Origin of the sequence: Halomonas caseinilytica, from assembly GCF_001662285.1 — a bacterium.
GTDB lineage: Bacteria > Pseudomonadota > Gammaproteobacteria > Pseudomonadales > Halomonadaceae > Halomonas > Halomonas caseinilytica.
Map to the genome: position 1 here is coordinate 264,334 of NZ_BDEO01000006.1, position 13,569 is coordinate 277,902.

At 61.6% G+C, this 13,569-nt stretch carries 17 protein-coding genes; all 17 read left to right on the forward strand.

Annotated features, from left to right (window positions below):
- Positions 1-8: 8 nt before the first annotated feature.
- The 17 genes from gpW to HSDC_RS07620 all read left to right on the forward strand — a co-directional run bounded on the left by gpW (position 9) and on the right by HSDC_RS07620 (position 13,559).
- Positions 9-233 carry a gpW family head-tail joining protein gene (gpW, locus tag HSDC_RS07545; protein ID WP_064699321.1) on the forward strand — a complete coding sequence of 75 codons (225 nt, stop codon included), beginning with the start codon at positions 9-11 and terminating at the stop codon, positions 231-233.
- Positions 233-1,732, forward strand: a complete 1,500-nt coding sequence (locus tag HSDC_RS07550; protein WP_082919981.1) for a phage portal protein — start codon at positions 233-235, stop codon at positions 1,730-1,732. Before gpW ends, HSDC_RS07550 begins: the two co-directional genes overlap by 1 nt.
- Positions 1,733-1,736: 4 nt before the next feature.
- The gene (locus HSDC_RS07555) at positions 1,737-2,906 is read left to right on the forward strand and encodes a head maturation protease, ClpP-related (protein WP_064699322.1); all 1,170 of its coding nucleotides are present in this window, start codon (positions 1,737-1,739) and stop codon (positions 2,904-2,906) included.
- Positions 2,907-2,950: 44 nt separating this feature from the next.
- On the forward strand, positions 2,951-3,316 hold the full coding sequence (locus HSDC_RS07560) for a head decoration protein (protein WP_064699323.1): 366 nt from the start codon (positions 2,951-2,953) through the stop codon (positions 3,314-3,316).
- Between the two features lie 66 nt (positions 3,317-3,382).
- Positions 3,383-4,375: a major capsid protein gene (locus HSDC_RS07565; protein WP_064699324.1), complete on the forward strand. Its 993-nt coding sequence runs from the start codon at positions 3,383-3,385 to the stop codon at positions 4,373-4,375.
- A 16-nt stretch (positions 4,376-4,391) separates the two neighbouring features.
- On the forward strand, positions 4,392-4,691 hold the full coding sequence (locus tag HSDC_RS07570; protein WP_064699325.1) for a head-tail joining protein: 300 nt from the start codon (positions 4,392-4,394) through the stop codon (positions 4,689-4,691).
- Between the two features lie 12 nt (positions 4,692-4,703).
- Positions 4,704-5,306, forward strand: a complete 603-nt coding sequence (locus HSDC_RS07575) for a hypothetical protein (RefSeq protein ID WP_064699326.1) — start codon at positions 4,704-4,706, stop codon at positions 5,304-5,306.
- Positions 5,303-5,707: a phage tail terminator protein gene (locus HSDC_RS07580; RefSeq protein ID WP_064699327.1), complete on the forward strand. Its 405-nt coding sequence runs from the start codon at positions 5,303-5,305 to the stop codon at positions 5,705-5,707. Before HSDC_RS07575 ends, HSDC_RS07580 begins: the two co-directional genes overlap by 4 nt.
- Before the next feature lie 13 nt (positions 5,708-5,720).
- Positions 5,721-5,897 (forward strand): hypothetical protein, encoded by a 177-nt coding sequence (locus tag HSDC_RS16835; protein ID WP_170862773.1) that lies wholly within the window; start codon positions 5,721-5,723, stop codon positions 5,895-5,897.
- Positions 5,884-6,810, forward strand: coding sequence for a phage tail tube protein (locus HSDC_RS07585; protein WP_064699328.1), 927 nt, complete (start codon positions 5,884-5,886; stop codon positions 6,808-6,810). The genes HSDC_RS16835 and HSDC_RS07585 overlap by 14 nt, the downstream gene beginning before the upstream one ends.
- 11 nt (positions 6,811-6,821) lie before the next feature.
- Entirely contained in the window at positions 6,822-7,166 is a 345-nt protein-coding gene (locus HSDC_RS07590; RefSeq protein WP_064699329.1) for a hypothetical protein, read from the forward strand.
- Positions 7,167-7,255: 89 nt separating this feature from the next.
- Positions 7,256-7,492: a DUF1799 domain-containing protein gene (locus tag HSDC_RS07595; protein WP_064699330.1), complete on the forward strand. Its 237-nt coding sequence runs from the start codon at positions 7,256-7,258 to the stop codon at positions 7,490-7,492.
- 84 nt (positions 7,493-7,576) lie between these two features.
- The gene (bamE, locus tag HSDC_RS07600) at positions 7,577-7,963 is read left to right on the forward strand and encodes an outer membrane protein assembly factor BamE domain-containing protein (RefSeq protein ID WP_064699331.1); all 387 of its coding nucleotides are present in this window, start codon (positions 7,577-7,579) and stop codon (positions 7,961-7,963) included.
- Between the two features lie 61 nt (positions 7,964-8,024).
- A complete protein-coding gene (locus tag HSDC_RS07605; protein WP_064699332.1) occupies positions 8,025-8,375 on the forward strand; it encodes a hypothetical protein in 351 nt (116 codons plus the stop codon).
- 89 nt (positions 8,376-8,464) lie between these two features.
- Positions 8,465-11,113 (forward strand): hypothetical protein, encoded by a 2,649-nt coding sequence (locus HSDC_RS07610; protein WP_064699333.1) that lies wholly within the window; start codon positions 8,465-8,467, stop codon positions 11,111-11,113.
- Positions 11,113-11,574: a hypothetical protein gene (locus HSDC_RS07615; protein WP_064699334.1), complete on the forward strand. Its 462-nt coding sequence runs from the start codon at positions 11,113-11,115 to the stop codon at positions 11,572-11,574. Before HSDC_RS07610 ends, HSDC_RS07615 begins: the two co-directional genes overlap by 1 nt.
- 71 nt (positions 11,575-11,645) lie before the next feature.
- Complete coding sequence (locus HSDC_RS07620) at positions 11,646-13,559, forward strand: hypothetical protein (RefSeq protein ID WP_137055230.1); 1,914 nt, start codon at positions 11,646-11,648, stop codon at positions 13,557-13,559.
- Positions 13,560-13,569 lie beyond the last annotated feature (10 nt).

The following is a 13,569-nucleotide window of genomic DNA, read 5'->3' on the forward strand; positions in this document are numbered from 1 at the left end:
TTTGCCCGATGGCCTACACCGAAGACGATCTCGCCGAGGTGCGCCGGGGCATCCTGGACCTTGCCACTGGCAAGCGGGTGGCGCGGATCACCTACAACGGCCGCACCGTCGAGTACTCGGGGAGTGGCGATCTGGACAAGCTGCGTGAGGTGGAACGGCAGATTATTGCCTACCTCGCCACGAACAAGCGCCGTACCCGCACCCGATCCGTTCGAACCAGCAAGGGCCTGTGATGACCGCCATGACCAAGAAACCGCGCCTCCGGATGACGATGCGCGGCGGACAGCTCGTGCTGACACGCGCCCAGGCACCTTACGAGGGAGCGTCGACGGGCCGACGTATGGCGGGAAAGGGCAACGCAGCCACCGGCCCCAATGGGCCGATCTCGCGGTCGCTGCCGACGCTGTGGGCGCGCAGCCATAACGCGATCCGCAACAACGCCTATGCCCAGAGCGCCAAGGAGAAGTATGTCTCCAACCTCGTCGGCACCGGGATTCGCCCGCAATGGAACGAGCCCGAGATTCAAGCGCTCTGGGATCGCTGGGCCAGTGAATGTGATGCTGATGGCGTCGACAACTTCTATGGCCTGCAGGCGCTAGCGGCCGGTTCCCAATTCGAGGCCGGTGAAGCACTGGCCCGCATCCGGTATCGCCGCCCGAGTGATGGCCTCTCGGTACCGATGCAGCTGCAGCTGATCGAAGCCGAGCATTTGGATCCGGGCTATTCCAGTGCCTTCGGGGATCGCCTGATCAAGATTGGCATCGAGTTCGATGCCATCGGCCGACGTCGGGCCTTTCATCTCTGGCGGTTCCATCCGCACGAGCAACTGACCTCCAGGCTCAATGAGCGGGTGCCGGTACCGGCCGACAACGTCGTGCACATGTTCAGGCGCACACGGCCGGGGCAACTGCGGGGCGTGCCGGAGCTGACCTCCGTACTGGTGCGCCTCTACGAGATCGACGAGATGCAGGACGCCACGCTGGCTCGGCAGAAGCTGGCTCAGCTGTTCGGCGCCTTCGTGAAGCGCAAGACCGGCCATGATCCCGAGGACGACGGCCCGCCCTTCGGCAACATGGTCAGTATGCCGGGTGAAGTGGAACCGCTCGAGGAGTTCACGCCGGGGGGCATCCACTACCTCGAGGATGACGAGGAGGTCTCGTTTTCCAACCCGCCGGACATCGGCGGCAACTACACCGAGTGGCTGCGCTCCGAGCTGCTGGCCGTGGCGGCTGGGGCCGGGATCACCTACGAGCAGCTGACCGGCGATCTCAAGGGCGTGAACTACTCCAGCATCCGCGCCGGTGTCATCGAGTTCCGCCGCCGCGTCGAGGCGCTGCAGGGCGTGCTGCTGGTCCATCAATGGTGCCGGCGCATTGCCGCCAAGTGGCTCGACGTTGCCGTGACCTCCGGTGCACTGCGACTCCCCGACTACTGGGCCAACCGGTCCCGCTACCTGGCCATCGATTGGATTGCGCCGAAGTGGGCCTGGGTGGATCCGCTCAAGGAAGTCTCGGCCGACCTGTTGGAGGTGCGGGCCGGTTTCAAACCGCGCAGCGAGGCCGCCGGCGAGCGGGGCTGGGCGCTCGATCAACTCGACGCCGAAATCGCCAAGGGCAACCAGAGTGCCGACACCAATGGCCTGGTGTTCGACTCCGACCCGCGCCGCGTCAACAAGAGTGGCGCGCTCCACCAGGCGCTGCAGGCCCTGGCCGACACCGAAGAAGAGGACTAAACCCATGCCTTGGTTTTCCATTCAGGCGCGGGACGACAACCCGCGTCACGCTCATGTCGTGATCGACAAGCCCATCGGCTCGGATTGGGCGCCCGACTGGATCAACGACTTCCTGGGATTGCAGCCGGCCCGCGAGTTCATTGCCGCTGTCGATGAACTCGGCGAGCTCGACGAGATCACCGTCGAGATCAATAGCCCCGGTGGTGACGTTGCCAGCGGTGTGCGCATTTACCACTACCTGCGTGGGCACTCGGCCAAGGTGAACACCCGGGTGACCGGCATGGCCGCCAGCATCGCCACGGTGATCATGATGGCCGGTGACACCCGGTCCATGGCCATTGGCAGCAACATGATGACGCACCGGGCCAGCGCCCTGATCTGTGGCGCCTTCAATGTGGCCGATATGGAAGAGATCGCGCGGAACCTGAAGAAGGTCGATGCCTCGCTGGTCGAGATCTATACCGCCACCACAGGCAAGAGCGCCGATGAAATCAATGCGCTGCTGGACCAGGGCGACACCTACCTCGATGCCGAAGAGGCAATGGAGTGGGGCTTCGCCACCGACGCCGATGAGTCGCTCCGCGCCGTGGCCAGTGCCGACATCCAGCCCTTCATGAAGCAGCTCGAGCAGCAGGGCGAGATCGCCAAGCTGAAAGCCCAGCTCAAGGGGCAGGGTGATAACGCCACCATGACCGCCGCCGATGCGCTGGCGCTGGCCTTCGACCTCACCCCCGAGCAGGCCGAGGCCCAGGCTGCCGATCTGGGTGACCGGATCATCGCCCTACGCCAGGCGCAGCCTGGTGCGGTAGAGAGTTTCGAGATTACGGCGGAATCCCTGCAGAACACCCATCCCGACGTGGTGGCGGCCATCAAGGCTGCCGCTTTGGCAGAGGCGGGCCCTGCTCCGAATGCTGACGAGGTCATCGCCGCCGAGCGCACGCGCGTTACGGCCATCGTCAAAGCCTGCCAGACCACCGGCCAGACGCAGCTGCTCGACAAGCTGATCGACAACGGCATGCCGGAGGATCAGGCCAGCGATTACATCTATGACGTCGCCGCGGCCAGTGGCAATCGCCACGCCATCCACAACAGTCATTCGCCCGAAGGCGGGCACCGAGCCGGCATCGATTACCAGAAGATCTATGACCGGCAGAACCGCAAGACCCAGGCCTGATCGGGCCTCGGCATCCTGACCCCAGCCATCGAGGAGACTGAATCATGGCAACCACCAATTTCACCGAGCCCCGTCATACCGGGGAGCATGTGGTATCCGAGGCCAACGGAGCCCGCTCGCGTGAGCAGGGCACCTTGGCGGCCGGCAATCTGCCTGCCGGCGCCGTGCTGGCGCTGGACGCCAATGGCGATTATGTCCAGTTGGCCCCTGCTGCGACTGACGGCACCGAGGTCGCCAAGGCGGTGCTGTACGCCGCCGTGGATGCCAGCGACTCGCCTCAGCCGTGTGTGGTCCACGTGCGGGCCTGCGAGATCGAGCAGGCGGCGCTGACCTTCCCGGACGGCATTACCCAGGCTCAGACCGATACGGCCGTCAACGACCTGATCGGCCGCGGCATCATCCTGCGCTGACGGCAGCGCGACTCCGACAGCCCATCGCGGGCGACTGATCATTCATGAAAGAGGAAGGAGCCAACCATGGGCATCTTCGATTCGGACATCTTTTCGCTGTCGTCCCTGACCGCGGCGATCAACGAGGTCCAATACGTGCCGAGCCAGATCGGCCAGGCCGGCCTGTTCGAGGCCGAAGGTATCTCTACCACTAGCCTAGTCATCGAGAAGGACGGCGACACCTTGGGCCTGGTTGAGAACAAGCCGCGCGGTGCGCCCGGTACAGTGGTCGGTGCCGACAAGCGTACTGGCGTGAGCTTCCATACTGCTCATCTGCCGACCACAGCCACTATCAATGCCGATGAAGTTCAGAACGTTCGCGCCTTTGGTAGCGAAGACCAAGAGCAAGCGGTGCAGACCGTGGTCAACCGTCGTCTGGCTAAGATGGCCCGCCGTATCGACATGACCCACGAGCACCACAAGCTGGGCGCGATCATGGGCAAGGTGCTGGACTCCGACGGTAGCACGGTCATCTACGACCTGTTCCAGACGTTTGGCATGACTCAACAGACTGTTGAGATGGCCCTCGACACCGCCAGCACCGACGTCAAGGGGAAGTCCCTCGACATCCACGAGAAGGTGGAAAATGCGCTTGGCGGGTTGTCCTACACCGGTATCACCGTGCGCTGCGGCAAGTCGTTCTGGCGTAAGTTGATCAGCCACAAGGCGGTGAAGGAGGCTTACGAGCGTTACCAAGCGGGCGCCCAGCTTCGTGAGGATCCTCGTGACGGTTTCATGTTCGGCGGCATTTTCTGGGAGCGCTATCGCGGTGGCGGTCCGATCAAGATCGCCGACACCGAAGCCTACGCATCGCCTGAGGGCGTGATGGACCTGTTCATCTCTCGCTTCGCCCCCGGTGATTACATGGACACCGTCAACACCCTGGGCCTGCCGTTCTACGCCAGCTCCGAACCGCTGGACCACAACAAAGGGGTCAGCCTTGAGGCGCAGTCCAACCCGGCGCACCTCTGCACACGGCCGAAGGTCAACATCAAACTCTACGAGAACACTGCCCCGTAAGGGGTGGTAAATCTCCATGAGCTTTCAGGACCACCTCGACCGCCTCGATGAGGCGGTCATGACCCATCTGTCCGACGGCACGTGTGACTACCAGGGATCGGCATCCAGTGCCACCGGCATCCCGTACATGCTCGATCATGACTTCGAGGTCGATGACGAGAACCAGGTGCCCATGCACGTCACCACCGTGAGTGTGCAGGTGTCGGATGTGGCCACCAGCCGACAGGGTGACCAGATCGTCACGCCATCGCGCACCTGGGATGTCCAGCAGATCCTCGAGGACGACGGCCATATGCGTCGCCTCTGGGTGTCCTGACGGAGAAGCCCCATGTTCGACGTTCGTTTCGACATTCGCGACCTGGAGAAGCTGCGGAAGCGCTTTGACCCGCGAGACGTGGAAAAGGCGCTGCAGCGTGCGGTGGATGCCACCAGTCGGAAGGCGGCGACCCACATCTCGCGGGACATTCGCGGCACCTACACGCTCAAAGCACGGGACATCAAGAAGCGCTTGAAGATCGAGCGCGTGCGCCGCGATGCCACCCGGGCGCTGCTCTACACCGGGCGCCGCTTGCCGCTCGAGCAGTTCTCGCCGAAGCGCAAGTGGGTGTCGGTATCGCCGCGCCGCAAGGTGCGGTCGGGGCCGCGCAAGGGCAAGCTGGCGCGACGGCAGGGCGTCACGGTGCGCGTCCGCAAGGACAAGGGGCGGCAGCTGGTACCGGGCGGGTGGTACGCCAAGGATCGCATCCTTCGGCGTGCCGACCAGGACGACAACGCCAGTCAGCCGCGCATGCAGTTCGGTCCCTCGGTACCGGGCATGGTGGCCTATCCCGAGACCATCGAAGGCGCGCAGGACCTGGTGAGGCGCGATCTCCCGCAGGAGTTCAGCGACCGCCTCGAGCACATCCTCAGTGAAAAGGCAGGGCAGGTATGACGGACCCCGACATCATCGACGCCATGATCCAACAGGTGCGCGACCAGTGCCCTGGGCTGGCCATCGTCGACGAGGCGTGGTTCGCCGCGCCGATCGACAATTTCGATGACCAAACGCCAGCCGCACTGATCTATCTAGCGGAGGACAGCGCCTCTGGTGACATGGAGACCATCCGACCAACGCAGCGCATCACTCTCAGTTATGGCATCTGGCTGGTGTGCAAGCGCCCCGACTTTCGCCCGCAGCGGCATGCCATCCGCCAGGCGTTGTTCGGCCATGTATTCACCGAGCGGCATGATGCCACGGCCTATCGTGGTGGCCAGACAACCGACATCCGCGGCGAGCTGATCTGGTGGCGCGAGTTCTGGAACGTCGACACCTGGCTGCGCGGTACCCAGTAAGAGGAACCACCCCATGAATACCCAGAACGGCGGACGCTACGTGGTCCGCGATGGCGAGCCTGTGCGTGTCGAATACACCGAGGACGCCCTACCAACAAGCGCGCAACTGACGCCGGACGACGCTGTCGAGCAGGAGGCGCCGGCGGAGCCGAGCGACGAGCAAGAGGAGGTCGACGATGCTGACGCGTAAACAGATGGTCCTGGTGAAGGTGGAGTCGACCTACGGCCAGGATTCCACCCCCGATGGTTCTGATCGCATCTACGTCGCCGAGATGGAGGTGACACCTTATGAGGGGGATCGTCAGGCGCTCAACCGGTTGCGCGAGCAACTGGGCGCTCAGCCCGAGCGAAATGTTGCACCTTATGTGACGGCCAATATCACGGTGGGCCTGGCGGGCAGCGGTACCGTTGGCACCCCGCCGGCCTTTGATGCGCTGCTGCGAGCATGTGGGATGTCGGTTACCGAGTCGACGAGTGACGTTCTCTATCAACCGGTACAGGGCCAGTGGGAGAGCTGCACGATTTACTATCGCCAGGATGGCCAAGTACAGAAAATCACCGGTGCGATGGGCACGCCCGATTTCGACGTGACGTCCGGTCAGGACCCGACCATCCAGTTCCAGATGACGGGGCTCTACAACAAACCGGAGGTCTCCTCTCCAGTGACGATCTCCGAGCTGACCCAGGCCGACGAAATCCCGGTCAATGCTGAAAACACGTCGATCCAGGTGCATGGCCACGCGGCGTGTACGGAGTCTCTGTCGCTCTCGCTGGGTAATACCGTCAACCACCGCAACCTGATCAACTGCGAGAAGGTGCGGATCACGGATCGCGAATCGACGGGCTCACTCAATATCGAGGCACCGGCCATTACGACGAAGGACTACTTCACTGCTGTTGAGAGTCATAGCGGCCACACCACCGGCCCAGTGACGCTTACACATGGGAAGACACCCGGCAATATCGTCGAGCTCGCTGGGACCGCTGTTCAATTGAGCAACATCACCTACCAGGACAGTGACGGCGTGGTGCACTACCAATTGGATACACGCTGGCTGCCGGGTGCTGGTGGTGCCCCCGAACTCACTCTCAAGTTCACATAAGGAGCGAATCGATGCCCTACGTAGTCAAGGAAGTGCCGGACATCTGGGTAGATGTCGAGATTCACACACCGGGCATGGACGAACCTGAATCCCTGCACGCGCGGTGGCGACTGTACCCGTACCCCGAGGCTCGTGCCCGCGTGGAGGCCATCCAGGCCGGCGAGATTGAGGATGAACAGCTGGTCGAAGAAGACCTTCTCGAGCTTTCCGGCGCATTGACGGCGGACGGCAAACCACTGCCACATTGCCAGGAACTGGTGGATGACGTGATGCACAAGACCTACGCACGCCGTGCTCTCATCCTCAGCTGGTACCGTGCGCAGGAGGGAAGGGCAGCCGCCGCAGAAAAAAACTGATCGAGGCCGGCCGGCATTGGGCCGCTGCCGGTCGGCCTTCCCAGATCGTAGAGGACGCTGAGGCATGGGGGCTGGAAGTCGATGACAACATGCGCCGGTCGCAATATTGCGAAGTGTGGCGAGAGCACCAGGTGGCGTATGATGTTTTCCTGGCCTGCTCGCGGCAATGGCGCATCGTGGCCGGCCTTGCCGGCACATTTCACCAAGGCATAGATGCCACGGCCCTGCACTCGACCATGCAGATGATGGGGGTACAAGACATGCGTACCACCCTGCTGCAGGTCCAGTGTATCGAGACGGGAGCAAAGGAGAAGCTGAATTCGTGAAGCGCCGTGCGGCTCCGTATAGCTTGCGATACGCTATGGGTGCAATCCGCCCGGTAGAGGCGGCTATATCATAAGGGGATCTGAATGAAAAACGTCGCTTTTGTCGCCGTGCTGTTACTGACGGGCTTGCTGTCGGGCTGTGCGGCGAATCGTATCGATTATAATCAGGCTTCCATGAATCTGGCCCTGGGGATGAGCAAACAGCAGGTGCAGTCTGTGCTGGGTGATCCGCGGCGGACAGATGTCAACGCATCTCGTGAGCGCTGGATCTACTGGAACCCCGTGATGGTAGGCTTTACCCCAGTCGACAATGAATCATTGGCTCAAGATCGGCTGGTGGTGACATTCGAAGATGGCGAGGTTGCCCGGTGGGGCAAGCAGACACTTGCTGACGATATGCTTGAAGCTAGCCAGAAGATGATGGGTGAAACTTACAATGCTCGCCCTAACGACTCTGGTGGAAATCCTTGATATATAGCGGTCGTACGAAAAATTCGTCGTTTATTTGGGCAGACAACCGGAAAGGCACCGCATGAAGGGCTTCATTATCCTGGTAGCTTCCATTGCAGTAGCAGCAATCTTTGCATCGCAGTTTCTCGAGTCACCGCAAGAACGCGAATGTGGCAGCCGGGATGCAGCTTATGCAGCTATCAAGGAGTCTATAGAAGGCAGGTTGAAAGCACCATCTACGGCGGACTGGCCGAGCAGGAATGATAGCAAAGTTCTGGTGGCTAAGTCTGACTCGGGAGAGTGCTCCTATGAGGCATGGGGATATGTGGATGCCGAGAATGGTTTTGGAGCTATGATCCGTAGCGAGTACTACGCAGAGATCTGGTATTCCAAGGACGACATGCGCTGGATAACTACCAGGATAGACATGTAATCGCCACTACATAATACCGTCACCGCGCGGAACTCTCATTTTCAGGCTCGCTTCGGCGGGCTTTTTTTGTGCCCGAATATAGGTAAGCCATGGCCAAGAACTTCAGGACCGGGCTGATTATCACCGGGGATTCCAAGGGTGGTGTCAGGGCTGTGCGGGCGACGTCGTCTGAGTTGCGTCGGCTGAACCAGGATTTCGAGACAGGGTCCAAGCGCGCCCGTACGTACGGCAACGAGACTCGAGAAACGGCTCGTGAGCTGGAATTCCTAAAACAGAATGCGCTTGGTATTGGCGCCGCCCTGGCCGGCGCATTCGCCGCCAACAACCTGGCCCAGCAAGCGGCAATGGTGCGCGATACGGATGCGTTGGCGCAATCTCTGCAGGTCAGCACCCGGACGCTCCAGCAGTGGCAGTTCGCAGGCAAGCAAGTAGGTCTCGAAGCCGACAAGGTCGGGGACATCTTCAAGGATGTCAGCGACAAGGTGGGGGATTTCGCTGCCACCGGTGGCGGCGAGGCCGCCGATCTGTTCGAGAATCTCAATCTCAACATTCGCGAGCTGCAATCACTGAGCCCGGACCAGCAGATCCTCCGCATTGCCGAGGCTATCAATCAGGTCGAGGATCCCAGCCAGCGTGCGTTCTACTTTGAAAGCCTCGCTGACGAGATGGTGCGCCTGCAGCCCTTGCTGGCCAACGGTGCTCAGGGGCTTCGCGAAGCGGCGGACATGGCTGATGCCCTGGGCGTGGCCATGGATGACATTGAAGTTCGGCGCGCTGTTGAAGCCGCCGAGGCCATGGATCAACTGCAGGGCGTTGCCCAAGGCCTGTCGAATACATTAATTGCTGATCTTGGCCCAGGGCTGGCGAGCAATGTGCGTAGCCTGACAGAGTTCATTGATCAGGTGGGTGGGGCTGACGAAGTGCTCGAGAGCATCGGTCAGACCGTCACGACGCTGGGTAGCGTTTATCTCGCTGTGCGCCTGCGGGATCCTCTCTCCAAGATTGGCCCGTTGGGGCTTGCAGCTGGCCGCAATATTGCGACAGGTTTTGCGATGGCCGTCGGGGCAAGCGGTCGTCTCAATCAGGCACTGGTGATCACCCAAGGCCGCATTGCTGCCACAGCAGCAGCGGGGCGTGCGCTGCGAGCGAGCCTGGCACTCATTGGCGGACCAGCTGGTGCAGCCTTGCTGGCGGCTGGCGCGCTATATACCTATCGCGATGAATTAGGCCTGACTCAAGACAAGATCGGGTTGACCGAAGAACAGTTGGCAAGTTTTCGAGATGAGCTTGCTGATATGTCCCAGGACGATCTTGGCCAATCCCTAACCTCCCTAAATGCTGAACTGGATCAAGCCACACTAAAGGCAGCTCGTGCTCGGGAAGAGCTGGCGTCGCTCCGCTCTGAAAGTTCCGGATCTGGCTTCTTGGGGTTCGAAGGTGGAGAGGTTGGCGAGAGAATTCGAGGCATTCGTGCTGTCGCGGACGCTGAAGCGGACATCGCCAAGATAGAACAAAAACGTGACGCTGCGCTGGCCGAGCGCGGCAGCCGGATTTACAAGCCACTGACCGGCTGGTTGTTCGAGACCAAGAGGGCAACTGACAGCAATACTGAGTCGATCACTCGGCAGTCCCAGGCTGCCAAAGAAGCCGCCCGCCGGGCCCAGCAATTCACCAGTTCGCTAGCTTCGCTCGAGGATCGCCTGTTTCCAGTTGAGGCTGCCCAGCGCAGTTTCCGTGAGGAACAGATCCTACTGCAGACAGCCTTGCTCAAGGGTGAGATGAGCATGGCGCGCTATCTGGAGGCGTGGAAGCGACTGCAGGAATCAATGCGCAGTGACCAGTCGCCTTCTGATGCCTATGGCCAAGGGGCTGGCGTGCCGGGCGGTATTCAGGGTGGCTTTGGCGGACAGATCGGCCAGGGGGGAATGGGTGGGCAGGGAACGCAAGATGGCTCTGCCTGGGATCGCTGGCTCAAGAGTGCCGAGACAGCGTTCACGGATTTCGACGCCATGGCAGCGAACACTGCCGAGTCGTTCCAAAGAGGGTTTGGCAGCGCCTTCGAGTCGATGATCTTCGACAGTCAGAACTTTGGCGATGCGATGCACAATCTGTTCGATGGTATCGCGCGCACACTCGTACGTTCCCTGGGCGAGATGGCAGCGCAATGGTTGGCCTACCAGGCCATTCAGATGGCGACACAATCCATGGCAGATTCAGCACAAACCGAAGCTGTGGGGAAAGCGACGGCGACTGGCTCCTCTATCGCATCGGCCTATGCCCCCGCCGCGGCCATGGCGTCCCTTGCCTCGTTCGGCAGCAACGCCGCTCCCGCTTCAGCCGCCATCATTGGCACTACCGCCCTGGCGCAGGGGATGTCATTTGTTGGGCAGGGTCACGACGGTATCGACAGCGTTCCCAACTCGGGGACATGGAATGTTGAGAAAGGCGAGCGCATTACTGGGGCTGCACTCAACCAGGACCTGACGCGCTTTCTTGATCGAGAAAACCGGGCGGCTGCCGCCGCCCAGGGGCGCGGGCGGAATGCTCAACCCTATGGTGGTGACGTCGAGTTCCATATCCACAATAACGGCCAGCCTGTCCAGGTAGAGAGCACACGTGAACGCCAAGAGGGAGATAAGCGAATCATCGACGTCGTGGTCTCCAACGTTATCGGTGGCGGTGACATCCCGAAAGCGATGGAAACTCGCTACCCCCTCAAGAGCCAAGGGTGGAAATAATGGCGGTCCCATATCCCAGCGATGAACTGCCACCGCCGAGCCTGGACGGCTACCAGCTGAACCCCGGCCAGACCTTCGAGCGTTCGGATCTGGCCAGTGGCCGCGCGATTCAGCGCGAGGGATTCGGCAGCGTGCCGACCAGGGCGCCGGTGCAGTGGATGTTGAATCAGGCGGAGCTGATGCGGTTCGAAGGCTGGTTCTTCCATGAGATCCGTAAGGGCGTGTCCTGGTTCGAAGGGCCAATGAAGACCGGTATCGGTATCCGCGATTACAAGCTTCGCTTCAGGAGTATGTACCAGGTGGTCCCATCGGGGCCGTATTACTGGATTGTCTCGGCGGAGCTCGAGATCCGTGAACACCCCGTCATCGAACGCGACTGGATCCTCTACGCCCCCGCGTACGTGCGTTGGGCATCGATCTTCGATGTCGCCATGAACCGGGAATGGCCGCCTGATCAGTAACCGCCCCGACACCCGAGAGACCACAGCCGCCCACGAGGCGGCTTTTTTGTGCCCGGATGCAGGACAACGAGATGACCCAACATCGCTTCAACACCGGCAATCCCCTTGAGTCGCCTGATCCACGCGATTTGATGGACAACGCCCATAACTACGATCGGGCGATCAACGACCTGGACAACGAGACCTGGACAGATCGACTGGGTCGGACACGGAAGACCTACAGTGCGGTCGAGAAAGAGGTCGAGGGGCTCCTGGTGGCCGGCGGCAAGATCTTCCCGGATGAGCCAACTGGCCGCGCTGCCGTGGAGGACGGGCAGTATTTCTTTGCCGAGAGTGTCGACCCCGACATCTCCCGGGTGCTCTGGCAGCGCATCGATGCCAACTCCTCACGCCGGGTCGCAGAGGATCCCGATGTCGAGATGGTCCGCGCCATCGCAGAGTCGTTCGATGTCGGGGATTCGCCGGAGGCACATACCTATTTCACGGACCTGGTCGGGCAGATTGTCGCCACCCTGTTTGCCGACGGGAAGTTGACGTCGCACGGCTATGAGCTCGGGACCTCGCTGGTGAACGGCCTGAGGCTCTTCGATACGAACGGGTTCTTCCCTGTCGATATAGGGCTGTCGGGGGCGAGTCTCTACGGCGTCGATATTGAGGCGACGCCGAATGATGATACGGCCCTGGTCGACAAGTACGGTTTCCTGCTGGCGGGCGTGTACGGCGGTGAGACCGTTCAGGGGCCTGCTGTCGGGCATGGGGTTGCGAGAAAGAAGACGCCCGCCCTCGAGGCGGCTATCCGCACGGCCATTCAGCACATCATCCTCTATGGCCAGTCCCTGTCGATCGGCAGCAACGGTGAGCCGCCGATCAGCACGTCGCAGCCCTACCAGAACGTGATGCTGTCCAGTGGTGTGCGTATCGGCCAGTACGGCAACGGCTACAACGCCTCGTCGCTCGCGCCCCTGATCGAGCAGCTCAACGATACCCGCTTCGGTGAAACGCCCGCTTCCGGCGCGGCCAACGGCATTACGCGCCGCGGCCTGGAGAACGGCGGACTCGAAGAGCAGTACAAGTTTTTGGTGACCTCCAGTGGCCGGGGCGGGCGCCGTGTCGACGAACTGGTACCTGGGCAGCCGAACGGCGACTGGGAGTTGACGGTGCGCGCCATCCAGGACGCCAAGGCGCTGTGCGATGCCCAGGGCATCAGCTATAGCGTCCCCTGCATGCTCTGGCTCCAGGGCAACGCCAACGTCTGGCATCAGGCCGAGGACAGCCTGCCCGAGGATTACATCGAGCGCTGGTTGGGGCAGATGTGGACGCCGATGAAAGACGAGATCTACCGGATCACGGGGCAGAGCAACATCCCCTACATGTTCACCTACCAGGCGGCCCTCAATCCGGAGAACACCGACGTTCCCTACATTGGCCCGCAGACGGCCCAGTGGCGGGCGTCGATGACGTATGACGACGTGGTGATGTTCGCTCCCTCGTATTTCTTCCCGCGCAATCCTGACGATGTCCATGCCTCCAACGAGGGCTACTGGCTCATCGGCGAGTACGCCGCCCGGGCCATGTACCAGACGCTCTATCAACGCAAAAAGTTTCGCCCGCTGGAGCCGGTATCCGTGGTGTGGGGCACGAGCTCCATCGTCCTGAAATTCCATGTCCCCATGGGGACTGTCGCGATCGACGACGCGCTGTTTCCGACGCTGCCCAACGCCGGCTTCGAGATTCGCGAGTCGTACCGTTCCACCAACCTGGTGACCGGCGCCATTACCGGTGCCGCAGTGACGGGCGATGACGAGGTCACCCTGACGCTCGACACCAACGTGACGATTCCGGATACGGCCGTTCTCCAGTACCCCCAGGGCAATGTCCGGGACACCGCTGGCCTGTGGGACAAGGCCACGTCCCCGCTGGGCAACGAGTTCGCCTTGCACAACGCGCTCGTCACTTTCCACTACTCACGCAAATTCGGATTCTGAGGACCTCGAC

Bases quoted from the DNA above. Each gene is read 5' to 3' on its own strand.
- gpW (WP_064699321.1), top strand. From the start codon at position 9: ATGGCCTACACCGAAGACGATCTCGCCGAGGTGCGCCGGGGCATCCTG.
- HSDC_RS07550 (WP_082919981.1), top strand. From the start codon at position 233: ATGACCGCCATGACCAAGAAACCGCGCCTCCGGATGACGATGCGCGGC.
- HSDC_RS07555 (WP_064699322.1), top strand. From the start codon at position 1,737: ATGCCTTGGTTTTCCATTCAGGCGCGGGACGACAACCCGCGTCACGCT.
- HSDC_RS07560 (WP_064699323.1), top strand. From the start codon at position 2,951: ATGGCAACCACCAATTTCACCGAGCCCCGTCATACCGGGGAGCATGTG.
- HSDC_RS07565 (WP_064699324.1), top strand. From the start codon at position 3,383: ATGGGCATCTTCGATTCGGACATCTTTTCGCTGTCGTCCCTGACCGCG.
- HSDC_RS07570 (WP_064699325.1), top strand. From the start codon at position 4,392: ATGAGCTTTCAGGACCACCTCGACCGCCTCGATGAGGCGGTCATGACC.
- HSDC_RS07575 (WP_064699326.1), top strand. From the start codon at position 4,704: ATGTTCGACGTTCGTTTCGACATTCGCGACCTGGAGAAGCTGCGGAAG.
- HSDC_RS07580 (WP_064699327.1), top strand. From the start codon at position 5,303: ATGACGGACCCCGACATCATCGACGCCATGATCCAACAGGTGCGCGAC.
- HSDC_RS16835 (WP_170862773.1), top strand. From the start codon at position 5,721: ATGAATACCCAGAACGGCGGACGCTACGTGGTCCGCGATGGCGAGCCT.
- HSDC_RS07585 (WP_064699328.1), top strand. From the start codon at position 5,884: ATGCTGACGCGTAAACAGATGGTCCTGGTGAAGGTGGAGTCGACCTAC.
- HSDC_RS07590 (WP_064699329.1), top strand. From the start codon at position 6,822: ATGCCCTACGTAGTCAAGGAAGTGCCGGACATCTGGGTAGATGTCGAG.
- HSDC_RS07595 (WP_064699330.1), top strand. From the start codon at position 7,256: ATGCGCCGGTCGCAATATTGCGAAGTGTGGCGAGAGCACCAGGTGGCG.
- bamE (WP_064699331.1), top strand. From the start codon at position 7,577: ATGAAAAACGTCGCTTTTGTCGCCGTGCTGTTACTGACGGGCTTGCTG.
- HSDC_RS07605 (WP_064699332.1), top strand. From the start codon at position 8,025: ATGAAGGGCTTCATTATCCTGGTAGCTTCCATTGCAGTAGCAGCAATC.
- HSDC_RS07610 (WP_064699333.1), top strand. From the start codon at position 8,465: ATGGCCAAGAACTTCAGGACCGGGCTGATTATCACCGGGGATTCCAAG.
- HSDC_RS07615 (WP_064699334.1), top strand. From the start codon at position 11,113: ATGGCGGTCCCATATCCCAGCGATGAACTGCCACCGCCGAGCCTGGAC.
- HSDC_RS07620 (WP_137055230.1), top strand. From the start codon at position 11,646: ATGACCCAACATCGCTTCAACACCGGCAATCCCCTTGAGTCGCCTGAT.